This is a genomic window from Rhizobium subbaraonis (genome assembly GCF_900220975.1).
Classification (GTDB): domain Bacteria; phylum Pseudomonadota; class Alphaproteobacteria; order Rhizobiales; family Rhizobiaceae; genus Mycoplana; species Mycoplana subbaraonis.
Window position 1 is genome coordinate 182,314 of the sequence record NZ_OBQD01000010.1, and the last position, 22,947, is coordinate 205,260.

The following is a 22,947-nucleotide window of genomic DNA, read 5'->3' on the forward strand; positions in this document are numbered from 1 at the left end:
CTCAACCCTTCATTTTCAGCGGCAGGCCTGCCGCGACAAAATAGACTTCGGAGGCGAGCTGCGCCACCTGCTGGTGCAGCCGCCCTGCGTGGTCGCGGAATTCGCGCGCCATCTGGTTGTCGGGGACGATGCCGAGGCCGACCTCGTTGGAGACGAAGACGAGCCGCCCGGGGGCGGTGACGATCGCAGCGGCCAGATCGCTGTAGGCAGCCGCCATGTCGTGGTTCTCCATCATCAGGTTCGTCACCCAGAGCGTGAGGCAGTCGACGAGCAGGACCCGATCGTCGCGCGCCGTGTCGTTGATGCGCTCTGGCAGGGCCAGCGGGTCTTCGTGGGTGATCCAGCCGTGACTGCCCCGCTGCGCCTTGTGCTGGTCGATCCGCTCGCGCATCTCTTCGTCCCAGGCGCGGCCGGTGGCGATGTAGTGCTTGGAAAGGCCGGTCTCAGCCGCCAGCCCTTCGGCAAACGCTGACTTTCCGGAACGCGCACCGCCCAGAACCAGGACGGCTCCGGGCGATGTCGTTTTCATCAGACTGCCTTTGCGATCTTCTCGTTGGCGAAACCCAGCGAAAGGCCAAGCACGATCCAGAAGAACAGCGTGGTGGCAAGCGCCGCCACGGCGAACTCGGCACCGAGGACCGCTGGAACATTGCTGGAAAGATCGGACGGCTGTGGGGCGCCATAGACCTGCGGGGCCGCGATCAGAACGATGCCGGCGATCTTCGCCGCGATGCCGTTCTTCAGGATCAGCAGATAGAGCCCCGCCCCCGACAGAACCACCGTGGCAACCCACCAGACCTGCCGGTCCCCGAGTTCTGCAGCCGGGAAGCCTGGAAGCTCCGGCGGCAGGCCGATCGCCGGCAGCAGATGAACGGCGAGCCAGCCGGCGGCGCCCCAGATCGCACCATTGGCGATCGTGATCGGGTTGCCCGTCAAAAGGCTCACTCCCGCCAGAAGCAATGCAAAGCCCGCACCAGTGACGAGATTGGCGAGCAGCGTGCCGGAAAAGCGGCTCATGCCGAACATGATGCCCCCGTCCTCGTGCTCGCCCTCATGCGCATGGGCGACCGAGATCGGCGAGAAGTAGACAGCGATATCCATCAGCGAGGGAACGCTGCGGAGCGAAGAGTGCTCGTGCGTCGCCTTCGGGGCTTCTGTTCCGGTGGCGGCAGGCTCGGCCTCCTCTCCCTCGAACTCCTCGGCATGGAGGATCAGCGGTATCACGCGCGCCTCCTGGGCGGCCGTCATTAACACGCCGGAGAACAGCCCGGCCACCAGAGCGGCCAGGAGATATTTGACGATCATGGCATCAGCTCCTCAGTGGCAGGGAAAGCCGTAGGAGTGACGGGTGTCGTGCGCGGTGTCGTGCAGGACGGACGAGTTGGCGAGGCCCGCGCCAAACACCAGGAACCCGCCGAGCAGAAGCGCCACGAGACCGGCGACGAGACGGTCGCTCAGAGAAAGGGAGACAGAAGAAACGTTAGAAACAGCCATGACAACCTCCGTGCTGGCACGGGGAACATCCCCAGAATCGGGCAAAATGCCCTTATTGGCCGGCAGGTCTCCTGGCTCGCAGCGTCGGGCGCTATTGCGCCGGCAGCCCTCCTCGCCTTCCCGGGCAGTTCGCAGCATGAAAGGCGGACGATTCGTAGAAATAGAGGCGTCCAGACCCCGGTTCATCATGCCGCCACCCAGTGGCTTTACCGGTTCGCGCGAACCGGTCGGATAGGCCTCGCTACTCTACAGTCGCGGGGTCGGCCGTGATTGGAGCGCCCTGATTGGGTCCACCCCGTCACGTTCCCATTTAAGCACCCGTCCATCACTGGACCGGTGCACCATCCAATAGTGGCGATGATTATGCCTGGCCGGTGCGGAAGTCAATTGACGGGAAACGCCGCCCGCCACCCTGAAAGCGGCGTTCGAAGGCCAGATCGGGAACGGCGCGCCTCAATAGCCAGGGCCGCTGATCGTCAGGTCCCCGCGCGGTCCCACGTAATAGCCATCGGCAGGCCCCTCGTAGTAACCGCCGACCGGCCCTTCGAGATAGCCGCCCACAGGGCCTTCGTAGACACCGTAGCCGTCGTTGTAGTAGCGGTCTCGCTCGGCGCGCTGCCTTGCGACATATTGGCGGTCGCGGCGCTGGGCATAGCGCGCCGCCTCCCCCAACTGGCGGTACTGCTTGCGCGTCAGGTAGCCGTCGGCGGCATAGCCCGACGCGCGCTGCCATGCGGCGATCGCGCCCCGGGTGCGTGAACCGAAGACGCCATCCACGCCCCCGGTGTTGTAGCCGAGCATGCTCAACCATTGCTGCGATTGCGCCCGCGTCGCGGGTTCCAGATAGGCCTCGCGGGCATTGCCGGGCGTTCGGTAGATCGTCGGCTGTCGCGGATCGGCAAGGGCCTCGCGCGACGCGGGTGACGCCGGCCTCGGAGAAACGACGCTGCCCTGGTCCGCATGGTCTGCACCCGCACTCCCGCCCGAGCCGCCAAGGCCCGCTTTGTCCTCGGTCGGCTGCCCGCCATCCCTGTCGGCGGTGCCGCCCTGATTCTCGATCGCCGACAACCGTTCGCGGGCCTGATCGGCGAAGCGCCCGTCCGGATAGACCCTCAGATATCCCTCGAATGCCTGCGCGCGGCCGTTCAGCACCGCACGGCTCCAGGCGTTGTCCTCCTGGCGCGCCTGCCGCTCGGTCTCCGTCGTGGCCTCACCGGCATCGTCCGTTGTGGCGGCCTGCGACCCGGCGTTCTGCCCGGTTGCCTGCCCAGTTCCCTGTCCGGCGTCCGTCGGAAGCGCCTCAGTATCCAGCGCATCCACCGCCGCCGCGGGACGGTTTTCCTCTTCCGGTCGGGCAACGTCTGCGGCCTTTTCGCCTTCGGCCGCTCCGGCTTCCGCCGCGCGCAGACGCTCGGCCTCGGCTTGTGCCTTTTCCGCTTCGGCCTCGGCCTTGTCCGCAGCCGCCTCGTCCGCCCTCGCCTGCGCCTCTGCGGCAGCCCGGGCTTCCTCTGCGGCCTTAAGGCGCTCAGCTTCGGCCGCGGCTTGCGCGCGCGCGCGTTCGGCCTCGGCGGCGGCCTGCTCGGCTTCTGCCTTTGCTTTTTCCGCCGCAGCGGCATCGGCCCTGGCCTGGGCTTCGGCCGCAGCCTTTGCCTCCTGCTCGGCCTTCACGCGCGCCTGCTCAGCCTTCGCCTCCTGCTCGGCCCGCAGCGCTTCGGCTTCTGCAGCCTCCTGCGCGCGCTTGCGCTCGGCTTCGGCTGCCTGACGTTCCGCCTCGGCAGCGCGCCTGGCTTCGGCCTCCGCGCGCGCCTGCTCTTCCTTGCGGAGCCGCTCTTCTTCCGCGATCCGTTTGCGTTCTGCTTCCGCCGCCAGCCGGTCCTGTTCGGCCTGCGCCTTTTCGGCTGCAACCTTCGCGTCCTGCTCGGCCTTCAGCCGTTCGGCCTCGGCGGCCTTACGCGCTTCCTCTGTCTTGTCCTTCTCGTCGCCTGCCGTACCCGCGGCCGTAGCGGCGTTCGACGGCTTGGACGCGCCGGCCGCGTTCAGCTCGGCGAGCCGCAGCCGCGCCATCGAGGCAAAGGTGCCGTTCGGAAACTGCTTGAGATATTCCTCATAACCTGCCGGGTCGCTGCTGGAAGAAACCTTCTGCCACATCGAGAATTCGCTCTCCCAACGCTTGGCTGCACTGACAGGCGGCTTGGTCTCGGCAGCCTGCGCTGCCGGCCCCCCGGCGAGCGCAAGCCCCACAAGCCCGGCCAATCCCAGTTTCGCCAAACGCGCAGTGGTCATTCGAGAACTTCCCTTTTCGATCGCATGCCAGACCTCGGCAGATAGATAGCGGCAATTCCGGAGCCCTCAAGGCTTGGCACGGGATTCTGACGCAAGTTTGATGGTAACCTTACCGCGGCAAGATGACGAAAAATCGTGCCGGGACGCGCCTGTGGCAGCGGCCGGACTTCTGCACCGCATGAGCCGGCCTGTTCAGTCCCGCTCCATCAGGCCCTCGAGCCAGGCGGGATCGAGCACCGCCTCGAGTTCGGCCGCAACACCGTCCAGCGCCTCGTCGACCGACTTGCGGTAGTCGAAGCCGCCGCCCTCGATGCCGAGCTCGGCAAGCAGCCGGCCCCGGAACGGGTCGCTGGAGAGTAGTCCGTGCAGATAGGTGCCGAAGACCCGACCGTCCGGAGAAGTCGCACCGTCTGGCCTGCCGTCGATGACCACGCTCGGCCGGGCGCAGTCCGGCCCCGCCGTCACGCCCAGATGGATCTCGTAGCCCTCCAGCGGGACGTCGTAGACGGGCGAGTGTGCCCGGCTGTTGCGCACCGTCTTCTCAGGGGCCATCTCGGTCTCGACATCGAGCAGGCCCAGCCCTTCGATCTCGCGATCGCTGCCTTCGATCCCGAGCGGATCGCGCACCGTCCGCCCCAGCATCTGGTAGCCGCCGCAAATGCCGATGACGCGGCCGCCGCGGCGATGGTGCGCGGCCAAGTCGCGGTCCCAGCCCTGCGCGCGGAAATCCTTCAGGTCTGCGATGGTCGACTTCGAGCCCGGCAGCACGACGAGGCCGGCATCGGCCGGGAAGCGCTCACCAGGCCTCACGAAGACCAGGTCGATGTCGCCTTCCTGGCGCAACGGGTCGAGATCGTCGAAATTTGCAATCCGCGGCAGGACCGGCACCGCCACGCGCAGGGCACCGGCCTTCCCGGCGGCGAGGCGCTCCAGCACGACCGAATCTTCCGCCGGCAGCCGCCGCGCGTCCTTCAGCCACGGCACGACCCCGAAACAGGGCCAGCCGGTATGCTGGCCGATGGCGCGAATGCCGTCGTCGAAAAGCGAGACGTCGCCTCGGAACTTGTTGATGAGGTAGCCGCTGACCATTGCCAGGTCCTCGTCCGGAAGGATCGCCTTCGTGCCGACGAGCGAGGCGATGACGCCGCCGCGATCGATGTCGCCCACGAGCACGACCGGCACGCCCGCACGCGTCGCAAATCCCATATTGGCGATGTCGCCGGCGCGCAGATTGATCTCAGCCGGCGATCCGGCCCCCTCCACTACCACGAGGTCCGCGTCGGCACAGACCACTTCGAAGCTCTCCATCACTGCGCCGAGCAGCTTCGGTTTGAGTGCCTGGTAGTCGCGGCCCCTCGCCTGACCGTAGACCTGCCCCTGCACCACGATCTGGCTACCGGTGTCGGATTGCGGCTTCAGCAGCACGGGATTCATGTGGACCGAAGACGGCACCCGCGCAGCCATGGTCTGCAGCCACTGCGCCCGGCCGATCTCGCCGCCATCATCGGAAACGGCGGCATTGTTGGACATGTTCTGCGGCTTGAACGGGCTGACCTTCAGGCCCCGGTTCGCGGCAATGCGGCACAGTCCGGCCACCAGTACCGTTTTTCCGACATCCGAGCCGGTTCCCTGCAGCATGATTTTCCGAGTCATGCGCCTCAATTAGCATCGCGCCCGCACGCCGCAAAGCCCTGAAAGCGCCGCGATGTCGCCGCAATACGCAGGCGATCGGTAGGGGTGCGACAAAACTACCGACGGGCATATTCCATTTGCGACATGCCATGGCGTTGGCAAATGCGATTTCACTGCACTGCAGGCCTATATCGCCGGCATGTGAGCCACGGGCCGAACCGTCGCCGCCCAACCAGGGAAAAACACCATGCTGTTCATCTTCAGCAAGCCCAATTTCGTCCAGATCGCATGGAACGGTCTGGCTCCCCGCCATCACTCGCGCGTCCGCAACGTCGTTGACGATGCGCCGCTGGGCCCGATCAGCCTGATCCGGACCCGCAACGTCGGCTGAGCGATCGGGAACACCGTCTTCGAGCGCCCTCGCACTGCGGGGGCGTTGCTGCTTCTGGCAGCGGAATGGATTGGCAGCGGGAACAAAAAAGCCGCGGGCACCCGGGCGGGGCATTCCACGGCCTTTCGGATGCAAAACGCGCATCGTCGAATGTTCGACCCCGGTACGCACTACCTTATCCGGGGATGGGCAAGGATCACCTGCCGCGTCACAAGTGATAGCCGCACATCGTTACTGGATCGTTATTAAGACCTTAAACAAAGATGAATTGCGCATTTTTTAGCGCGATCCTCGAAAAATCCCTCCGGAGCACAACGGGCGCTTTCAGGATAGCGAATGTCCCGATCGGAATATCCGCCGGCGATACTGCGACACAAGCCTGCACGGGCAACGCCCATCCGTGAGCAAAAGCTCATTTTTTGATCGAACTCCTGCCTGATTCCCGGGCACTCCCGCTCCTGCTGGCCGCACCCAAATTTGTTACTGCGCCCCTGTACGGTTGATTTCTTTGCGGGAATCCTTACGCTGCCTTCAGCGATGAAACAGGCGAGGCAGTGACAGGGTTCCGCTGCCGGCAGACAAGAACTCAAGTCGCTGCAAGCAGGGTTTCGACTTGCCCGACCCGGTTCTTCGACCCCAGCCTGCCGAACGTATCGATCGGGCCGCAAGGGAGGCGTACGGCTTCTTCACCGTCCGGAATAGATAACCGCATCAAGACTGGGAGATCGCACAACCATGAAGACGCTGCTCGCTTCTACCGTCCTCGCCGCCGGCCTCTACGCCGGGGCAGGTTCCGCACAGGCTGCCGATTGCGGCAGCGTATCCATCGCCGAGATGAACTGGGCTTCGGCCGGCGTCGCGGCCTATGTCGACAAGATCATCCTCGAAAGCGGCTATGGCTGCACGGTGACGCTGGTCACCGGCGACACCATGCCCACCTTCACCTCGATGTCCGAAAAGGGCGAGCCGGACGTGGCGCCGGAACTCTGGGTGAACTCCTTCCGCACAGCCCTCGACACGGCGGTGAAGGACGGAAGCCTCATCCAGGCGGCCCCGCTGCTGTCGGAAGGCGGCGTCGAAGGCTGGTGGATTCCGAAGTTCCTCGCAGACGCCCATCCCGACATCAAGACCGTGCAGGATGCATTGAAGCATCCCGAGCTTTTCCCCGCGCCGGAAGACGCATCCCGGGCCGCAGTTCACAACTGCCCGTCGGGCTGGAACTGCCAGGTTTCCACCGCCAACCTCTACAAGGCGCTGAACGCCGAAGCGGCGGGCTTCGACCTGGTGGACACCGGCTCCGCCGCCGGCCTTGACGGCTCGATTGCCAACGCTTTCGAAAAGAAGACCGGCTGGCTCGGCTACTACTGGGCGCCGACCGCCATTCTCGGCAAGTACGAGATGACCAAGCTCTCCTTTGGCGTCGAGCACGACAAGAAGGAATGGGACGCGTGCACCGCAATCCCCGATTGCCCGAGCCCGAAGGTGAACGCCTATCCGGTTTCTGACGTCTACACCGTCGTGACCAAGGCCTTCGCCGACAAGGCGGGCGTGGCGATGGACTACATGAAGGCGCGCCAGTGGGACAACCAGACGGTCGGCAAGGTGCTGGCCTGGATGGTCGAGAACCAGGGCACCAACGAGGACGGCGCCAAATACTTCCTCGAAAACAACCCCGACATGTGGACGAAATGGGTTTCGCCAGACATCGCCGAGAAGGTCAAGGCGTCTCTCTGACAGGTCCGATAGAGGGCCAGCGATCACCCGCCGGCCCTCCTTCATATTGACGCGACGAAGGAAAGACGGGTTTCCGCTTTGAATTGCTAATAGAGAAAGCAAGGTCGCAAACAGCACATGAATGCCGCGGGCTTCATGGGACAAAGATAAAAAAGGCCGGAACGAAAACAAGAACAACGGCCCGGAGGTGAAAGCGCGCACAAGGCGGCGGAAGCGATCCGGAGTCGGCGATCGGCAGACAAAGGGGATTGATATGGCATTGTGCGACAGCTTGCCGGCACTGCTCTGCAAGTTTCCCGCGCTGAGCGACTCCACCATTCGCGCAGGCCGCAAGACAATAGACGACGGTTTCCGCGCCTTCGTCCGCTCCTACAGTTCCATCATCGACGCGGCGGTCCAGCCGCTGCAGGTCTTCCTGAACTTTCTCGAACGGCTGTTCGTCACCTCGCCCTGGCCGATCATCCTGATCGTGATGCTGGTCATAGTCTATCTCGGCAGCCGCAGCGTGCGGGTCACGATCGGCACGGCGATCGCCATGTATTTCATCGGCCTGTTCGGGCTATGGAACGACGCGATGGTGACGCTCGCCATGACCACCGTCTGCACGATCTTTGCCGTTCTGCTCGGCATTCCGATCGGTATCCTGATGGCGCGCTTCGACCGGGTCCAGGCGGTCGTCAACCCGGTCCTCGACGTGATGCAGACGATGCCGAGCTTCGTCTACCTCATCCCCGTCGTCATGATTTTCGGTATCGGCAAAGTGCCGGGCATGATCGCCGTCGTCATCTACGCCGTTCCGCCGATGATCCGGCTGACCAATCTCGGCATCCGCCTCGTCGACAAGGAAGTCCTGGAAGCGGCCGACGCCTTCGGTTCGTCCGGCTGGCAGAAGCTCAGGAACGTGCAGATCCCGCTTGCGCTTCCTACCATCATGGCCGGCATCAACCAGACGATCATGATGTCGCTGGCGATGGTCGTCGTCGCCTCGATGGTGGGCGTGGGCGGGCTGGGCAAGAACGTTCTCGGCGCGATCAATAACCAGTTCTTCACCGTCGGGTTCCTCAACGGCTTTGCGCTCGTCGCGATCGCCATCATTTTCGACCGTACCAGCCAGGCCTTTGGCAAGCGCCTGCAGAAGCATTCGGAGGTAGTCCATGGCTAGTCATGCCATCGAAATCAAAAGCCTGTACAAGATCTTCGGCCCGCGGGGCGCCGACTATATCGAGCAGGTGAAATCCGGACTATCCAAGGCCGAACTGAATGCGAAGTACGGCCATGTCCTCGGCCTGCAGGACATCAACATCTCCATGCCGGCCGGCGGCGTCATGGTGGTGATGGGGCTTTCGGGCTCGGGCAAGTCGACGCTGATCCGCCACATCAACCGGCTGATCGAACCGACCTCCGGCGAGGTGCTTTACGACGGCGTCGACGTCTGTCGCATGAACGACCGCGACCTGCGCGAGTTCCGCCGCCACAAGACGGCGATGGTGTTCCAGAAATTCGCGCTGCTGCCGCACAGGACCGTGGTCGAAAACACCGTCTACGGGCTGGAGATCCAGGGCGTACCGGCCGCCGAAAGCGAAAAGCGCGCCCGCTACTGGATCGACCGCGTCGGTCTCTCGGGCTTCGAGAACCACTACCCCAACCAGCTTTCCGGTGGCATGCAGCAGCGCGTAGGCCTCGCCCGCGCGCTCACCAACGACGCCGAAATCCTTCTGATGGACGAGGCCTATTCCGCGCTCGACCCGCTGATCCGCGTCGACATGCAGACGGTCCTCCTCGATCTCCAGAAGGAACTGAAGAAGACCGTCGTCTTCATCACCCACGATCTCGACGAAGCGCTGCGTCTCGGCGACAAGATAGCCATCCTGCGCGATGGCCGCGTCGTCCAGCAGGGCACCGGCCAAGACATCGTGCTCGCGCCGGCCGACGACTACATCACCGCCTTCGTCAAGGAAGTGAACCGCGGCCGCGTCATTAATGTCGAGACGATCATGAAGCCGCTCTCCGGCAATCCGGAAGGCATGCCCGTCGCCAAGGGCACCGTGCTCGAGACAGCCGCGCGCGCGATGACGACAGCAGGCCAGTCGACGGCGCACGTGGTCGATGAGGCGAACCGGCCGGTCGGCACGGTCTCGCTCGACACGATCATCGCCGCCATGGTGACACCCACCAGTCACGACGCCGAGGCGCAGCAGGCAGCGTGAGGCGAAGCCGGAACTGGTCCGGCACGGCCGCCCGAAACCATCAATATCGCGGACCTGGTCCGGGATCTGCTACACCACGCCTGCGACGCGCGGGTCCAACATCCCGCGCTTTAGCTGCGCCGCCCCGCACCTACGAGTGACGCCGCCTCGGATGCAACGCGCAACGCCTGCGCACATGCCACAGCAGACAGCCTGGATTTTGCCGCCGGGGTAGCTCCTGCCTTGCAAGGACATAAAGAAATCTTTATATCCTCACCTACAATGAGGACCTCAGCCTTCGACCGCCTGCCGGTTGGGCGCGTTAAAGGAAAGTGACCCGATGACGACCGAAAGCAATGCGCTCGCCGCCCTTCTCGCCGAGAAGCCCTTCCTGCTCGCCGATGGCGCCACCGGAACGTCGCTGTTCGCCATGGGGCTGGAAGCCGGCGAGGCACCGGAGCTCTGGAACGAGGCGAAGCCGGAGAACATCACCAAGCTGCACCAGGACTTCGTCGATTCCGGCGCCGACATCATTCTGACCAACACCTTCGGCGGCACCCGCCACCGTCTGAAGCTGCACCATGCGCAGGACCGGGTCTTCGCGCTCAACAAGCGCGCCGCCGAAATCGCCCGTGCGGTGGCGGACAAGGCGCCGCGCAAGGTGATCGTCGCCGGCTCGGTCGGACCGACCGGCGAATTGCTGGTCCCGCTCGGCGCGCTGACCTATGAGGATGCCGTCGCAGCCTTTGCCGAGCAGATCGAGGGTCTGAAGGCCGGAGGCGCCGACGTCGCCTGGATCGAGACCATGTCCTCGCCGGAGGAAATCCGCGCGGCCGCCGAAGCCGCCGTCAAGGTCGGCCTGCCCTTCGTCTACACCGGTTCGTTCGATACCGCCGGCAAGACGATGATGGGTCTGCATCCGAAGGACATCCACGGCGTCGCCGGCGATATCGGCGAGGGCCCGCTGGCCGTGGGCGCCAATTGCGGCGTCGGCGCCTCCGACATCCTCTCCTCGCTGCTCGACATGACCGGCGCAGATCCGTCCGCGACCATCGTCGTCAAGGGCAACTGCGGCATCCCGGAGTATCGCGGCGCCGAGATCCACTATTCCGGCACGCCGCCGCTGATGGCCGAATATGCCAGGCTCGCCCGCGACGCCGGTGCCCGCATCATCGGCGGCTGCTGCGGCACCTCCTGCGAACACCTCGCCGCCATGCGTGAGGCGCTGGACGCCCACGAGCCGCGCCAGCGCCCGACGCTTCAGACGATCATCGAGGTGATCGGCCCGCTGCGCAACAAAAGCGCCAACGAGACCCCCGCCGCCCCCGCCCGCGAACGCGGCCGCCGCGGCCGGAGCTGAGCGATCCAAGGTCCCGCAAGGCAGAAAGCTTGGCCGTTGCGCGCGCCTCCTCGCCCTCGAGGGGAACGTCGCCGCGCTTGTACCGACTGCGTATGACCCGCGGCGCATTTAGGTTCGCCCTGAAAAGGCCCGTCATCACCCAGTATGCGTGACGGTCACGCGCCCGCTGAGACCGGGTCCGCCCCTGGCCCTCAGGCGGAAGCGTTGATCCTTCGCCGGACCCTCGCACGCTGGGGCATAGGGAGCGAGCGGCCGGATCGACCTTGCCGTGATGCCGGTGCCGCCGGGCAACGTCGGGTGGCGTCGGTTGACAAATGGGTTGCAGCCCATAATCTGCATGCACGCCTTTGAGATCGACCCCGTTTTGCGGAGACAAGGTTCATGCAGGTGCCCCGCAGACACGTATGGCCAAGCGCATGAGACGGTTTCTGCTGGCGATACCTGCCCTTTGCCTCTCGGCTTTCGCGACCGTTGCCGCAACACTCGACACGATTGCCGAGCGTGGGACTGTCCGCATCGGCTACATAGCCGACCAGGCGCCCTTTTCCTCCGGCAAGCCGGGGGCTGAACCGGCGGGATATGCCATCGACCTCTGCCGCAAGATCGCCGACGAGATCGAGCATCAGCTTCCTCAGCTGAGACGCGAATATGTCGAGACGACGCTCGCCGACGGCTTCGACGCCGTGAAGAATGCGGAGATCGACTTGCTGTGCGGGTCCATCACCGTGAACCTGGAGAGGCGCGAGATCGTCGATTTCTCCCAGCCGATCTTCCTAACCGGGGCGAGCGCGCTGCTGCGGAAGGATTCGCCCAGTTACCTGCAGACACTCTTTCTCGACGGCCCCGCCGTGCAAGCTGTCAGCGAGCGCGTTGCCACAAACATCATCGGTATGCGCGCAAACACGACGACGGCGGCGACGCTTCGCGAGGCACTGGCGATCCAGGAATCGGAGACGAAGCTGACCGATTTCAGCACGCACGAGGACGGACTCAAGGCGCTGGAGGACCGCAAGATCGATGCCTACATCGCCGATCAGGCGCTGCTCATCAGCCTGGCGAAGCGGGCGCGCGATCCGTCCTCGCTTACGGTCGGCGACCGCATGTTCACGCATGAACCCTATGCCATCGCGTTGCGTCGCAACGACGCCGACTTCCGCTTGCTGGCCGACCGCGCGCTGACGGATTTCTACATGTCGGACGATCTTTTGCCGCTGCTGGAGAGCTACTTCGGTGCCGAGGCCCCGACGCTGCACACGCAAATCATCATGCAGCACGTACCCTAGGCGCACGCGTCGGGCTTCTGCCGCCGGAGGTGGTCAGTAGCGCCAATGCCAAGCAGCCCCGAAGGCAGGCACGGCGAGGCGATGCGGACTTGCGTGCCACCTTCACCGCAGCAGAAGAGGAGCAACGACCGACACTGCCACCCCGAGTTTGCCTTCAGCGCTTGCACGCCTCCTCGCCCTCCACTATCCGGGACTCCCATAGAGATTCGCTGGAGCCGCGCGCATGAATGCAGCCGTTTTTCCCGACCGGGGGACGATCGCCGAGAAGCTTGCAACCCATGGGGAAGCCGAACAGTCGTTCCTGCGTTTACTGCTGGAAAATCCATCGCAGGACGAGAGCCTGCTGGCCGGGCTCGACCTCCATCTGGCACGTGCGGCAGAAAGCAAGTTCCTGAATACGCTGAAGCTGGAAAGGCTCGGCGAGTGGCTTGGCAACACGGCGCCGGCGCGTCTGCAGATGCGGCTGATGGAAGCCGCGCGCTCCAGCCAGCACCCCGCCCATCAGGCCTTTCGCGCCGGGCTCACCCGTTCCGGCGGTTTGGAGAGGGCCTTCCCCAAGGTCTGATGCTCCCGGCCTGTACTCTTTGGGTGCTGGGTTTCCGACGCCTGGCCTTTCTGGGCGTGCGGTCACGGGCGCCTGCGATTCCGTGGCGGGCTGAAAGCGAAGTCGCCTCAATAGGGCAGCACACCCGCCACCGCGATCACCGTTCCCATCCGCGAAAACCGGTCGTTGCGCCGGACCTCCGGCGCATAGAGGCTGGAGATGCTGCCGTCGAGAAAAAGCGCGTCCCGGCAGCCCAGCGTATCGCGAAACAGCGTGGCGAAGTCGTGGAACCGAACCATCCCGCGCGAGATCGCAAACACCACGCGCCCGTCAGGCAGGATGCCGACGCCGTTGCGGACGTAGAGGCTCGTGCTGTCCGGCAGGAACCGCGGATGGATGCGCCCGTCGACAACCAGCATCGGTCCCGACTGGGTGGCGAACTGCACCTCGGTCAGCGCCGCCCTTGCAAACGCCTCCGTCTCCATCACGCCCGCCCTGCCCTTGCCGACGAAGAAAACGCCATTCGGCTTGAGGAAGAAGTTTCCCTCACCCGTATCCCGGTTCAGGGGATGGCGCTCGCGCCCGTATTCGACCAGCAGCCCGACCGGACCATAGCCCGGGTGATACATGCCCCCGTTCATCCCGAAGACGAGGAACTCCCGGTCCTGCCGCAGAAGGTCGCGCACCGCGCCATAGGTCAGCGGCTCGCTCGGACCGTCCGCCACGCCGTAGACGCGGATCGTCTCCCGCGCCGGATCGAAGGTGCACACGATGTAGCTGTCGGCGAGATGGCGGATTTCCGTACAGACGGCCGAGGCCGGGCTGGCAACAAGCGACGAGGCTGCAAGCGCGAGGCCGAACAGGCGGCGCTTCATGGGTCGTCGAACTCAGTGATCGAACCGACGAAGTTGCGGCCGCCGTCGATATGGTCACTGTTCCGCCAGGCCTCCGGCTGACGCCGCGCCTCTGTTGCGATAATGGGCGGACGGCCCCCTACGCCTGCGTGATCACGCAACGCCGGCGCGCCAGACCGGCTGCCGTGCCGTTCCGCCTTATCCCGTGGGTCCGGTCCGCTGTGGTTCATGTCGTCACTCCCGATGACAGGCTCCAGATGGCCCACCCAACCTCGCATCTTCGAGCCTCCGCCGCAATCAGACGCCGAGCGCCGCCATGTGGAAGCGCAACTGGTCGGCGCAGTAGCGATACCCGGCGCCGACGGGACAGACTTCGCGGGCAATACAACCGGCTGTCATGCAGCCTTTGCGGCCTGTGTTCGTGCGAAGATGGTCGCGACAGGCCGGGACGTCGAACCCCGCGGCCCCCACGGCACCGGCCGGACACCGTGCAAGGCAGGGCCGCTCCCGGCAGTTGTCGCAGGGATGCGAGCCAGGCGGCTCTGCCCACGCCTCCGCATCTACCGCATGCTTGAGCGCGAGCGCGCCGCGATAGCCGTGCCAGAGGCCGTAGACGGGATGGATCAGGATGCCGAGCGGCGAGGCCCGCAGGCCCTCTGCCCGCATCGCCCACTGCTGGAACGGCTGCCAGGGCGGGTCGGAGGGAAAGTAGGCGGTAGCACCGAGCGCGTTTGCCGCAGGCCCGATCACCGCCTTGGACCAGGCGTCAAGCGGGTCGCTCCCGCCACAGTCCGGCGTCTGGTCCTGCCAGGCACGGAAGTGCGGCCAGATAGAGCTTCCGACATTGCCGATGAGCGCGACGCTGGCCGCGCGCCGACCGTCTGCCAGGAAAGGCGCAGCTTCGCCTCCGGCGAAGTTGATGACACCGCGCAAAAAGAGTCCGTGCGGCCGCAGGGCCGCACGGATCGTGTCGCTTGAGGGGCGTTCGGCCGTCATTTCGGCTTCGGTCCCTGCAGTTCGTAGTGCGGCCGCCAGACTTCCTTCTGGATCATGTCCGCCACCGCCGATGCTCCGCCTTGCTCCCTGGCGCGTTCGGGAGCCTTTCAGGTGAAGGCGTCGGGCATGGAATCCTTGCGCTTGGCCATGTATTCCAGAAGCGCCTCGTCGATCGCCGGATCGAGGTAGGGCGCCTCGTACTGCTCGAGCCAGGTGCGGCAGAGCGCATTGGCTCGCTGCTCGATACGCTTGCTGCCCTCGATCTCCCACTGCTCGAACGAATTGTTGTCGGCAAGCGGCGAGCGGTAGAACGCGGTCTGGAAGTTCGCCTGCGTATGCGCGCAGCCGAGATAGTGGCTTCCAGGACCGACTTCGCGAATGGCGTCGAGCGCCTGGGCGTCCGTTGACAGATCGATCCCTTCGGCCATCTTCTGCATCATGCCGAGCTGGTCCTGGTCGATCATGAACTTCTCGTAGGACGACACCAGACCGCCCTCCAGCCAGCCGGCCGCATGCAGCACGAAATTGGTGCCGGCAAGCAGCGTCATGTTCAGCGTGTTGGCGCTTTCGTGCGCCGCCTGCGCGTCCGGGACCTTCGAGCCGCAGAGCGAACCGCCGGTACGGAACGGCAGGCCAAGGCGACGGGCGAGCTGGGCGGCACCGTAGGAGACGAGCGACGGCTCCGGCGTGCCGAAGGTCGGCGCACCCGACTGCATCGAGATGGAGGCTGCAAACGTGCCGAACAGCACCGGCGAGCCGGCGCGGATCAGCTGGGTGAAGGCGGCACCCGCCAGCACCTCGGCCAGGATCTGCGTCAGCGTGCCTGCGACCGTGACCGGGCTCATCGCACCCGACAGGATGAACGGCGAGACGACCGAGGCCTGGTTGTGGCGGGCGTAAACCTTCAGTGCACCCACCATGGTCTCGTCGAACACCATCGGCGAGTTGGCGTTGATCAGGTTCAGCGTCACCGTGTTCTTCTCGACGAAGTCCTCGCCGAAGACGAGCTTCGCCATCGCGATCGTGTCTTCGGCGCGCTCAGGCGCCGTGACCGAGCCCATGAACGGCTTGTCGGAATATTTGATGTGGCTGTAGACCATATCCAGGTGACGCTTGTTCACCGGGATATCGACCGGCTCGCACACCGTGCCGCCGGACGAGTGCATCGACGGCGCCATGTAGGCGAGCTTCACGAAATTGCGGAAATCCTCGATCGTCGCATAGCGGCGGTTGCCCTCGAGGTCGCGCACGAAGGGAGGCCCGTAGACGGGCGCAAAAACCGTCGCCTTGCCGCCGATTTCGGCGCTGCGCACCGGATTTCGGGCATGCCAGGTAAAGGTCTTGGGCGCGGTCTTCAGGAGTTCGCGGCAAAGCCCTTTCGGAAAGTGCACCCGCTCGCCCTTGATCTCGCAGCCGGCATCCTTCCAAAGAGCCAGAGCCTCGGCGTCGTCGCGAAACTCGATGCCGATCTCCTCCAGCACCGTGTCGGCATTGCGCTCGATCAGTTGCAGGCCTTCTTCGTCCAACACCTCGTATTCACGGATCTTGCGGGTGATGTAGGGCAAGGACGGGCCAGGCCCGCCGCCGGACCGCGATGCGCGGCGCGCTGCAGCCCCGCGTCCCTCGCCGCGTGCGCGGCGACCGCCACCCTCGCCTTCCGGCTGCTCTGTCGTCAAACTCATATCCGTGTTTCCTCAGCTTCTGAATGGCGCTCCGTCGCCTGTCGCCCATATGCTATCAAGCAACCGACCCGGGACGGGTCTCAATGCGCCAACAGGTGGCGCAGTGGAGACACCGCAGGCTCCTCCAGTCGCCGCTTTGATTTGCCCTGTCAATCCCGCGCCCGACCCGTTACGATGACCGCGTTTGCGTCGTCGCTTTTTGCTCCGCGCGACGTCGCTTTCGAAATCGGATTTTAAGGCCAACGCAGCTAACACTTGAATGCCCGGCCATTTGCCTGCCGTGCCAATGGAGACGAGGAGACACCTATGGCAGACGACGAAATCATTCTCGCCGACCTCTCCGACGAAGAGCTCGTGCAGCAGATGCACGACGATCTCTACGACGGCCTGAAGGAGGAGATCGAGGAAGGGACGAACATCCTGCTCGAACGCGGCTGGACGCCCTACGACATTCTCACCCAGGCGCTCGTCGAAGGCATGCGCATCGTCGGCATCGATTTCCGCGACGGCATTCTCTTCGTGCCCGAGGTGCTTCTCTCCGCCAATGCGATGAAGGCCGGTATGACGATCCTGCGCCCACTTCTCGCCGAGACCGGCGCGCCGAAGCTCGGCAAGATGGTGATCGGCACCGTAAAGGGCGACATCCACGACATCGGCAAGAACCTCGTCGGCATGATGATGGAAGGTGCGGGCTTCGACGTCGTCGATCTCGGCATCAACAACCCCGTCGAAAACTACCTGGAAGCCATCGAGCGCGAGCAGCCGGACATCGTCGGCATGTCGGCGCTTCTGACAACGACCATGCCCTACATGAAGGTCGTGATCGACACGCTGAAGGAAAAGGGCCTGCGCGACGACTATGTCGTGCTCGTCGGCGGCGCGCCGCTGAACGAGGAGTTCGGCAAGGCCGTCGGCGCTGACGCCTACTGCCGCGACGCCGCAGTCGCCGTCGAAACGGCCAAGGACTTCATGAAGCGCAAGCATAACATGCTGGCCGGCGCCTGAGGTTTCGGCGCCCGACGGCAAACGGCGGCACCTTCTTGCGAAGGCGCCGCCGCATCGACATATGAGGCTCCGGGCCGCCGTTATTCGGCAGCGCGGGCAACATCCCTGCCGGCAGCCTCGGTCGCATTGACCGTATTGGCAGTATCCCGGCCGATGCCGCGAATGGTGTTACCGCAGGCGCTGAGCGTCAGCAGTGCGGCAAGGACGCAGCAGATCGTAGTCGTGTTCTTCGCAGTCATGGTCGGAGTTCCTCTCTGATGGATGCCAATAGAAATGAAGTATGGAACGACAATTCCCTGCTTCAACGCGCGAACAAAGAAAAAGTTCGCGTGATCGCGTGCGGTGCGATCGCCCGCGAGGTCATCGCCGTCTGCAAGGCCAATGGTTTGGGACACATCGACCTCCACTGTCTTCCCGCCATCTGGCACGCATATCCCGAAAAGATTGCCCCCGGCATCGAACAGGCGATCGCGGCAGCCCGCGCCGAAGGCATCGGCCGCATCTTCGTCGGCTATGCCGATTGCGGCACCGGCGGCGAACTGGACAGGGTCTGCGCGCGCGAAGGCGTCGCCCGCATCGAGGGTCCGCACTGCTACTCCTTCTTTTTCGGCAACACGGCCTTCTCCGAAAACGACGACGATGTCACTTCGTTCTTCCTGACCGACTTCCTCGCCCGGCAATTCGAAGCATTCGTCGTCGAGCCGCTCGGCCTCGACAGGCACCCACAGTTGCTTCCCATGTACTTCGGCAACTACCGCAAGCTGGTCTACCTGTCGCAGCTTGAGGACGGAGAACTGCAGGCCAAGGCAAAAAAAGCCGCGCAATATCTGGGGCTTGAATACGAGTACCGGTTTACCGGTTATGGCGACCTTACTTCTGCCCTCACTGGCCTCTAGGCAGCGATCACGCCAAGGTGCGCAATTCGCCTTGCAACGATAGCGACATTCTCCTTAAGTTTGGATCAAACCCGCGCTCTCCACGCGGGCGGAGCAACAGGGCCTTCCAGTGACGGACATGATCATCAATGAAAAGCGGGCGGAACCGCTGACCAATGCCGAACGCGACGAGCTGATTTCTTCGCCCCCTCTGGTCTTTTCAGAGGAAGCCGGGCCGCGCGTCGTGGTGCTGACACAGGGCGGCCCGAACCCGGAGATACTCGTCAACACGCTCAAGCGCCACTTCTCCAATCTCGTCGTCATCGAAGAGCAGCCCGAATCCAAGCAGCAGATGCTGCGCCAGAAGGCGCGCCGCTTCGGCTGGGGCACAGCCCTGGGACAGGCCGCCACTATGGCGGTGTCGAAGTTCGGCAAGCCCCTGGCCCGCCGCCGCGCAAACGAGATCGTCCGCCAGTTCCATGTCGACACCCGGCCCGATCCGACCATCAGGCGCATCGTGGTCGACAGCGCCAACGGCGCGGAGTTCCGGCGCCTGATCGGAGAACTGAAACCAGCCGTCCTCTTTCTCGTCAGCTGCCGCATGCTCAAGCCGGCAACGCTCGAAGCGGTCGGTTGCCCGGTCCTGAACTTCCACGCCGGCATCAACCCGCAATATCGCGGCCAGCAGGGCGGCTATTGGGCGCGTGTCATGCGCGACGAGCGCAATTTCGGCGCGACCGTGCATCTCGTCGATGCCGGCGTCGATACCGGTGGGGTGATCTACCAGGTGCGCGTCACGCCGTCGCGCAAGGACACGATGCACACATACCCTTTGCTCTTGACGGCCGCCGGCACCAACATCGCCGTGCGCGCGGTCGGTGCGGCACTTTCCGGCAAGCTCTCCCCGCAGAAGATGACAAAGAAGCCGTCCCGCCAATGGTATCACCCGACGGTCTGGAAATGGCTGTGGATCGGCGTGTCGCGCGGCATCTGGTAAGCTCCCGAACCCCGCGGCGGACAGGCTGTTGGCCGCCGTTGCGTGCGCCGAAGATGTGCGGTCAAATCCGACGTCGCTTTTGAGCGATGCCCGGTCGTGGCGAGCGCAGCCACGGCGCGGCGCAGCAAGCATTGTCGGGGCCGAGGAGAACGATCACCATGGCAGACCGCATCATCGTCTATTGGCGCGACATTCCCGCCCAGGTCATCATCAAGCAGGGCCGCAAGACAGCCAAGCGCGAACTGTCGCTGCGCTTCACGGAAGCCATCGACATGTGCGCCATGCGCACCGGCGCGGCCGAGACCGACGACTACCTCGCCGAGTGGCGCAAGGCCGATCCCGTACCCGTTTCCGACGACCTGGAGACGGAAGCCGACAAGGCGGCAGCGGAACTCGAAGCCGCCTATGACCGCGAAAAGCTGGTGGCGCTCGTCAAGGCCGGGGGCCGCGACGATGGCTGACCCGAAGCCCGGCAACGCCGCTCCGGCGCAAAAGGCTGCGACCGGGGCCTACACGCCCGCCGGCGTCTCGCCGAACCGCCGCGCGCGACACAAATACACGGTCCGGCTATGGGCCGTCCGTCATTCCCGCTTCTTCGAGTGGTTCTACAATCGCTTTGCCGCAGCCTTTCTCCTGCTGCACCCTGTCTGGAAGCTGTTCGGCTACGATCGCGTCGAGCGCCCGGTCACCTTCGTCGAGCGCCACGTCAAGGGCTTTTTGTTCGACTGTCGCATGTGCGGCCAGTGTGCGCTGTCGTCCACGGGCATGTCGTGCCCGATGAACTGTCCCAAGCAGTTGCGCAACGGGCCCTGCGGCGGCGTGCGCGCCAACGGCAATTGCGAGGTGGAACCGGACATGCCCTGCGTCTGGGTCCAGGCCTGGAAGGGGTCGCAGAACATGGTGAGGGGAAATGCGATCATGAACGTGCAGAAGCCGGTCAACCAGTCGCTGCGCGAGACATCCTCCTGGCTGCGCGCGACCGCCGAGGCTGCGGCCGCGCGGGAAGCTGCGGCCGGAAAGGACGCCTGAACCATGGCCCATATCGATGAAAACCCGCTCGGGCCCCACCTGCCGCTCGATCCCCTGCCCGGCCATTCCTCGCTCGGCCGGCTGGAGCGCGTGCTGCGGCGCGGCGAGTTCGCAGTCACCGCCGAACTGAACCCGCCCGACAGCGCCAATCCGGAGGACGTCTACGAGCGCGCGGCGATCTTCGACGGATGGGTGGACGGCATCAATGCGGTCGATGCCTCGGGCGCCAACTGCCACATGTCGTCGGTCGGCATCTGCGCGCTTCTGACCCGCATGGGCTATGCGCCGATCATGCAGATCGCCTGCCGCGACAAGAACCGCATCGCCATCCAGGGCGACGTGCTGGGTGCGGCGGCGATGGGCGTCTGCAACATCATGTGCCTGACCGGCGACGGCGTGCAGGCCGGCGACCAGCCGGGCGCCAAGCCGGTCTTCGACCTCGACTGCATGTCGCTTCTGGAGACCGTGCGGATCATGCGCGACAACGCCAAGTTCCTCTCCGGCCGCAAGCTGACGACGCCGCCAAAGGTTTTTCTGGGCGCTGCCATCAACCCCTTCGCGCCGCCCTACGACTTCCGCCCCTACCGGCTCGCCAAGAAGATCGAGGCCGGCGCCCAGTTCGTGCAGAGCCAGTACTGCTTCGACGTGCCGATGTTCAGGGAATACATGAAGAAGGTGCGCGACCTCGGCCTGCACGAGAAATGCTATATCCTCGTCGGCGTCGGCCCGATGGCGTCGGCCAAGACCGCCCGCTGGATCCGTACCAACGTGCCCGGCATCCATATTCCCGACAGCATCATCTCCCGTCTCGAAGGCGCGCAGGACCAGAAGAAGGAAGGCAAGCAGCTCTGCATCGACATCATCAACGAGGTGAAGGAGATCGAGGGCGTGTCCGGCGTCCACGTCATGGCCTACCGCCAGGAGGAGTATGTAGCCGAGATCGTCCACGAATCCGGCGTACTTAAAGGCCGCAAGCCCTGGACGCGCGAACCTAACCCCGTCGACAGCCTCGTCGCCGAGCGCCTCGAGGAAGCGCGCGTTGGCAAGGAGCAGAACCAGCAGGAAATGGCCGAGATCGCCGCCCATCACCCGCACTGATCCAGACGGACGCCCCCCGGCAGCCGCCTTGTAACCCGACATCCCGCGCGCTACTGTCGCGCCCGACCAGAGGAAACTTCATGACCCGCACCATCGTCGCCTCCGCCACCCGCGAGATCGTCATCGGCTTCGACCAGCCCTTCTGCGTCATCGGCGAGCGGATCAACCCGACGGGCCGCAAGAAGCTGGCGGCCGAGATGATCGAGGGCAATTTCGACACCGTCATCAAGGACGCGCTGGAGCAGGTCGCCGCCGGCGCCACCATGCTCGACGTCAATGCGGGCGTCACCGCCGTCAACCCGAACGAGACCGAGCCGCCGCTGCTGGTCAAGACGCTGGAGATCGTCCAGGGCCTCGTCGACGTGCCGCTGTCGATCGACAGCTCCGTCACCGCCGCGATCGAGGCAGGACTGAAGGTCGCCAAGGGCCGGCCGCTGGTCAATTCGGTCACCGGCGAGGAGGAGAAGCTGGAGGCCATCCTGCCGCTGGTGAAGAAGTATGACGTCCCCGTAGTGGCGATCTCCAACGACGAGACCGGCATCTCGATGGACCCCGACGTCCGCTTCGCCGTCGCCAAGAAGATTGTCGAGCGCGCCATGGACCACGGTATCAAGCCGCACGACATCGTCGTCGATCCGCTGGTCATGCCGATCGGCGCGCTGGGCGATGCCGGCCGCCAGGTCTTCCAGCTGCTCTACCGTCTGCGCCACGAGCTGAAGGTCAACACCACCTGCGGGCTCTCCAACATCTCCTTCGGCCTGCCGCACCGCCACGGCATCAATGCCGGCTTCATCCCCATGGTGATCGGCGCAGGCATGACCAGCGCGATCATGAACCCCTGCCGCCCGCAGGAGATGGAAGCCGTGCGCGCCGCCAACGTTTTGAACGGCACCGACGCCAACTGCACCAACTGGATCATGACCTATCGCGACCACAAACCGGCCGAAGCCGGTGCAGCAACCGCAGCAGCCCCTGCTCCCGCCGCCGGTGGCGGGCGCCGTGGCGGCCGTGCGGCCCGCGCCGGCGCTGGCGCTTCGAGGGAGTAAGCCCATGACCCCGCGCCGCCTTCGCAAGGATGCTTCCACACTCTGGTTCCAGGCGCCGTTCGTCATGGCGATGCGGATACACGAGATGCAGATGGCGGCGCTGACCGGCAAGTCGCAGGATACGGTTGAAATGAACCGCATGGTGACGGAAAAGGTGATGGCCACAGCCGAAAGCGCCGTGGCCGTCAACATGGCGATCTCGCGCGCTGCCTTCGGTGCGGCGATGCAGATGATGACCGGGGGGCGTCCCTCGGCCAAGAAGGCCGGCGAGGCGATCGCCGCAGCCGCCGTCAAGCCCTACGGAAAGCGCGTGCGCAGCAACGTCCGGCGGCTGTCGCGCAAGAAGACCTGACATCCCCGGTCCCCGCACCTGCCGGTTCCCCGGAAGAATGCTGCTGGCAGATCTTTCCATGTCGGGATTTGACAATTATCACGCGATTTTAGGGTGCAGTCTGGCA

General features: G+C 64.8%; 24 protein-coding genes and 1 riboswitch. Of the genes, 15 read left to right on the forward strand and 9 right to left on the reverse strand.

Translation table 11 applies throughout. The annotated features are described in order from the left end of the window. Window position 1: 1 nt before the first annotated feature. From cobU to CRO48_RS16945, 5 genes are all read right to left on the reverse strand, one after another. Window positions 2–529: a bifunctional adenosylcobinamide kinase/adenosylcobinamide-phosphate guanylyltransferase gene (cobU, locus tag CRO48_RS16925; protein ID WP_097141037.1), complete on the reverse strand. Its 528-nt coding sequence runs from the start codon at window positions 527–529 to the stop codon at window positions 2–4. After that, a complete protein-coding gene (locus tag CRO48_RS16930) occupies window positions 529–1,305 on the reverse strand; it encodes a CbtA family protein (protein ID WP_097141038.1) in 777 nt (258 codons plus the stop codon). Before CRO48_RS16930 ends, cobU begins: the two co-directional genes overlap by 1 nt. 12 nt (window positions 1,306–1,317) lie before the next feature. Next, window positions 1,318–1,494: a CbtB domain-containing protein gene (locus tag CRO48_RS16935; RefSeq protein WP_097141039.1), complete on the reverse strand. Its 177-nt coding sequence runs from the start codon at window positions 1,492–1,494 to the stop codon at window positions 1,318–1,320. A 44-nt stretch (window positions 1,495–1,538) separates the two neighbouring features. Beyond that, window positions 1,539–1,855, reverse strand: a riboswitch (cobalamin riboswitch). Between the two features lie 92 nt (window positions 1,856–1,947). Continuing rightward, a complete protein-coding gene (locus CRO48_RS16940) occupies window positions 1,948–3,777 on the reverse strand; it encodes a peptidoglycan-binding domain-containing protein (protein WP_097141040.1) in 1,830 nt (609 codons plus the stop codon). 192 nt (window positions 3,778–3,969) lie between these two features. Further along, window positions 3,970–5,430, reverse strand: a complete 1,461-nt coding sequence (locus CRO48_RS16945) for a cobyric acid synthase (protein WP_097141041.1) — start codon at window positions 5,428–5,430, stop codon at window positions 3,970–3,972. Between the two features lie 226 nt (window positions 5,431–5,656). Here CRO48_RS16945 and CRO48_RS32240 point away from each other — a divergent pair, with 226 nt between their 5' ends. The 7 genes from CRO48_RS32240 to CRO48_RS16980 all read left to right on the forward strand — a co-directional run bounded on the left by CRO48_RS32240 (window position 5,657) and on the right by CRO48_RS16980 (window position 12,928). Then, entirely contained in the window at window positions 5,657–5,800 is a 144-nt protein-coding gene (locus CRO48_RS32240; RefSeq protein ID WP_097141042.1) for a hypothetical protein, read from the forward strand. Window positions 5,801–6,535: 735 nt separating this feature from the next. Then, a complete protein-coding gene (locus CRO48_RS16955; protein ID WP_097141043.1) occupies window positions 6,536–7,534 on the forward strand; it encodes an ABC transporter substrate-binding protein in 999 nt (332 codons plus the stop codon). 253 nt (window positions 7,535–7,787) lie between these two features. Beyond that, window positions 7,788–8,696: an ABC transporter permease gene (locus CRO48_RS16960; RefSeq protein WP_097141120.1), complete on the forward strand. Its 909-nt coding sequence runs from the start codon at window positions 7,788–7,790 to the stop codon at window positions 8,694–8,696. Beyond that, window positions 8,689–9,741: a quaternary amine ABC transporter ATP-binding protein gene (locus CRO48_RS16965; RefSeq protein WP_097141044.1), complete on the forward strand. Its 1,053-nt coding sequence runs from the start codon at window positions 8,689–8,691 to the stop codon at window positions 9,739–9,741. The genes CRO48_RS16960 and CRO48_RS16965 overlap by 8 nt, the downstream gene beginning before the upstream one ends. A 319-nt stretch (window positions 9,742–10,060) precedes the next feature. Continuing rightward, window positions 10,061–11,080 carry a betaine--homocysteine S-methyltransferase gene (bmt, locus tag CRO48_RS16970; protein WP_097141045.1) on the forward strand — a complete coding sequence of 340 codons (1,020 nt, stop codon included), beginning with the start codon at window positions 10,061–10,063 and terminating at the stop codon, window positions 11,078–11,080. 416 nt (window positions 11,081–11,496) lie between these two features. Continuing rightward, on the forward strand, window positions 11,497–12,363 hold the full coding sequence (locus CRO48_RS16975; protein WP_245423555.1) for an amino acid ABC transporter substrate-binding protein: 867 nt from the start codon (window positions 11,497–11,499) through the stop codon (window positions 12,361–12,363). Window positions 12,364–12,586: 223 nt separating this feature from the next. Further along, on the forward strand, window positions 12,587–12,928 hold the full coding sequence (locus CRO48_RS16980) for a hypothetical protein (protein WP_097141047.1): 342 nt from the start codon (window positions 12,587–12,589) through the stop codon (window positions 12,926–12,928). 107 nt (window positions 12,929–13,035) lie between these two features. On the opposite strand, the gene CRO48_RS16985 is transcribed toward CRO48_RS16980, so the two are convergent. From CRO48_RS16985 to CRO48_RS17000, 3 genes are all read right to left on the reverse strand, one after another. Continuing rightward, window positions 13,036–13,782, reverse strand: coding sequence for a phosphodiester glycosidase family protein (locus CRO48_RS16985; protein WP_097141048.1), 747 nt, complete (start codon window positions 13,780–13,782; stop codon window positions 13,036–13,038). Between the two features lie 276 nt (window positions 13,783–14,058). Continuing rightward, entirely contained in the window at window positions 14,059–14,757 is a 699-nt protein-coding gene (locus CRO48_RS16995; protein ID WP_097141050.1) for a 4Fe-4S dicluster domain-containing protein, read from the reverse strand. A gap of 107 nt (window positions 14,758–14,864) precedes the next feature. Then, window positions 14,865–16,439, reverse strand: a complete 1,575-nt coding sequence (locus CRO48_RS17000) for a trimethylamine methyltransferase family protein (RefSeq protein ID WP_097141051.1) — start codon at window positions 16,437–16,439, stop codon at window positions 14,865–14,867. Between the two features lie 306 nt (window positions 16,440–16,745). On the opposite strand from CRO48_RS17000, the gene CRO48_RS17005 reads away from it, so the two are divergent. Further along, window positions 16,746–17,444, forward strand: coding sequence for a corrinoid protein (locus tag CRO48_RS17005; protein WP_097141052.1), 699 nt, complete (start codon window positions 16,746–16,748; stop codon window positions 17,442–17,444). Window positions 17,445–17,524: 80 nt separating this feature from the next. On the opposite strand, the gene CRO48_RS17010 is transcribed toward CRO48_RS17005, so the two are convergent. Next, on the reverse strand, window positions 17,525–17,683 hold the full coding sequence (locus tag CRO48_RS17010) for an entericidin domain-containing protein (RefSeq protein ID WP_097141053.1): 159 nt from the start codon (window positions 17,681–17,683) through the stop codon (window positions 17,525–17,527). A gap of 18 nt (window positions 17,684–17,701) precedes the next feature. On the opposite strand from CRO48_RS17010, the gene CRO48_RS17015 reads away from it, so the two are divergent. The 7 genes from CRO48_RS17015 (at window position 17,702) to CRO48_RS17045 (ending at window position 22,841) form a co-directional block, all read left to right on the forward strand. Continuing rightward, window positions 17,702–18,340 carry a DUF1638 domain-containing protein gene (locus tag CRO48_RS17015; protein ID WP_097141054.1) on the forward strand — a complete coding sequence of 213 codons (639 nt, stop codon included), beginning with the start codon at window positions 17,702–17,704 and terminating at the stop codon, window positions 18,338–18,340. Between the two features lie 118 nt (window positions 18,341–18,458). Further along, entirely contained in the window at window positions 18,459–19,316 is an 858-nt protein-coding gene (locus CRO48_RS17020; protein ID WP_097141055.1) for a formyl transferase, read from the forward strand. A gap of 158 nt (window positions 19,317–19,474) precedes the next feature. Further along, the gene (locus CRO48_RS17025) at window positions 19,475–19,777 is read left to right on the forward strand and encodes a virulence factor (RefSeq protein ID WP_097141056.1); all 303 of its coding nucleotides are present in this window, start codon (window positions 19,475–19,477) and stop codon (window positions 19,775–19,777) included. Next, window positions 19,770–20,345 carry a methylenetetrahydrofolate reductase C-terminal domain-containing protein gene (locus tag CRO48_RS17030; protein WP_097141057.1) on the forward strand — a complete coding sequence of 192 codons (576 nt, stop codon included), beginning with the start codon at window positions 19,770–19,772 and terminating at the stop codon, window positions 20,343–20,345. Before CRO48_RS17025 ends, CRO48_RS17030 begins: the two co-directional genes overlap by 8 nt. Window positions 20,346–20,348: 3 nt before the next feature. Further along, the gene (locus CRO48_RS17035; protein WP_097141058.1) at window positions 20,349–21,443 is read left to right on the forward strand and encodes a methylenetetrahydrofolate reductase; all 1,095 of its coding nucleotides are present in this window, start codon (window positions 20,349–20,351) and stop codon (window positions 21,441–21,443) included. A gap of 80 nt (window positions 21,444–21,523) precedes the next feature. Next, the gene (locus CRO48_RS17040) at window positions 21,524–22,489 is read left to right on the forward strand and encodes a methyltetrahydrofolate cobalamin methyltransferase (protein WP_097141059.1); all 966 of its coding nucleotides are present in this window, start codon (window positions 21,524–21,526) and stop codon (window positions 22,487–22,489) included. A 4-nt stretch (window positions 22,490–22,493) separates the two neighbouring features. Beyond that, window positions 22,494–22,841: a hypothetical protein gene (locus CRO48_RS17045; RefSeq protein WP_097141060.1), complete on the forward strand. Its 348-nt coding sequence runs from the start codon at window positions 22,494–22,496 to the stop codon at window positions 22,839–22,841. The last annotated feature ends 106 nt before the right edge of the window (window positions 22,842–22,947 follow it).

What these genes read in the sequence shown, in the direction of transcription:
- cobU (WP_097141037.1), bottom strand. Translation starts at nt 529, where the DNA reads ATGAAAACGACATCGCCCGGAGCCGTCCTGGTTCTGGGCGGTGCGCGT.
- CRO48_RS16930 (WP_097141038.1), bottom strand. Translation starts at nt 1,305, where the DNA reads ATGATCGTCAAATATCTCCTGGCCGCTCTGGTGGCCGGGCTGTTCTCC.
- CRO48_RS16935 (WP_097141039.1), bottom strand. Translation starts at nt 1,494, where the DNA reads ATGGCTGTTTCTAACGTTTCTTCTGTCTCCCTTTCTCTGAGCGACCGT.
- CRO48_RS16940 (WP_097141040.1), bottom strand. Translation starts at nt 3,777, where the DNA reads ATGACCACTGCGCGTTTGGCGAAACTGGGATTGGCCGGGCTTGTGGGG.
- CRO48_RS16945 (WP_097141041.1), bottom strand. Translation starts at nt 5,430, where the DNA reads ATGACTCGGAAAATCATGCTGCAGGGAACCGGCTCGGATGTCGGAAAA.
- CRO48_RS32240 (WP_097141042.1), top strand. Translation starts at nt 5,657, where the DNA reads ATGCTGTTCATCTTCAGCAAGCCCAATTTCGTCCAGATCGCATGGAAC.
- CRO48_RS16955 (WP_097141043.1), top strand. Translation starts at nt 6,536, where the DNA reads ATGAAGACGCTGCTCGCTTCTACCGTCCTCGCCGCCGGCCTCTACGCC.
- CRO48_RS16960 (WP_097141120.1), top strand. Translation starts at nt 7,788, where the DNA reads ATGGCATTGTGCGACAGCTTGCCGGCACTGCTCTGCAAGTTTCCCGCG.
- CRO48_RS16965 (WP_097141044.1), top strand. Translation starts at nt 8,689, where the DNA reads ATGGCTAGTCATGCCATCGAAATCAAAAGCCTGTACAAGATCTTCGGC.
- bmt (WP_097141045.1), top strand. Translation starts at nt 10,061, where the DNA reads ATGACGACCGAAAGCAATGCGCTCGCCGCCCTTCTCGCCGAGAAGCCC.
- CRO48_RS16975 (WP_245423555.1), top strand. Translation starts at nt 11,497, where the DNA reads ATGAGACGGTTTCTGCTGGCGATACCTGCCCTTTGCCTCTCGGCTTTC.
- CRO48_RS16980 (WP_097141047.1), top strand. Translation starts at nt 12,587, where the DNA reads ATGAATGCAGCCGTTTTTCCCGACCGGGGGACGATCGCCGAGAAGCTT.
- CRO48_RS16985 (WP_097141048.1), bottom strand. Translation starts at nt 13,782, where the DNA reads ATGAAGCGCCGCCTGTTCGGCCTCGCGCTTGCAGCCTCGTCGCTTGTT.
- CRO48_RS16995 (WP_097141050.1), bottom strand. Translation starts at nt 14,757, where the DNA reads ATGACGGCCGAACGCCCCTCAAGCGACACGATCCGTGCGGCCCTGCGG.
- CRO48_RS17000 (WP_097141051.1), bottom strand. Translation starts at nt 16,439, where the DNA reads ATGAGTTTGACGACAGAGCAGCCGGAAGGCGAGGGTGGCGGTCGCCGC.
- CRO48_RS17005 (WP_097141052.1), top strand. Translation starts at nt 16,746, where the DNA reads ATGGCAGACGACGAAATCATTCTCGCCGACCTCTCCGACGAAGAGCTC.
- CRO48_RS17010 (WP_097141053.1), bottom strand. Translation starts at nt 17,683, where the DNA reads ATGACTGCGAAGAACACGACTACGATCTGCTGCGTCCTTGCCGCACTG.
- CRO48_RS17015 (WP_097141054.1), top strand. Translation starts at nt 17,702, where the DNA reads ATGGATGCCAATAGAAATGAAGTATGGAACGACAATTCCCTGCTTCAA.
- CRO48_RS17020 (WP_097141055.1), top strand. Translation starts at nt 18,459, where the DNA reads ATGATCATCAATGAAAAGCGGGCGGAACCGCTGACCAATGCCGAACGC.
- CRO48_RS17025 (WP_097141056.1), top strand. Translation starts at nt 19,475, where the DNA reads ATGGCAGACCGCATCATCGTCTATTGGCGCGACATTCCCGCCCAGGTC.
- CRO48_RS17030 (WP_097141057.1), top strand. Translation starts at nt 19,770, where the DNA reads ATGGCTGACCCGAAGCCCGGCAACGCCGCTCCGGCGCAAAAGGCTGCG.
- CRO48_RS17035 (WP_097141058.1), top strand. Translation starts at nt 20,349, where the DNA reads ATGGCCCATATCGATGAAAACCCGCTCGGGCCCCACCTGCCGCTCGAT.
- CRO48_RS17040 (WP_097141059.1), top strand. Translation starts at nt 21,524, where the DNA reads ATGACCCGCACCATCGTCGCCTCCGCCACCCGCGAGATCGTCATCGGC.
- CRO48_RS17045 (WP_097141060.1), top strand. Translation starts at nt 22,494, where the DNA reads ATGACCCCGCGCCGCCTTCGCAAGGATGCTTCCACACTCTGGTTCCAG.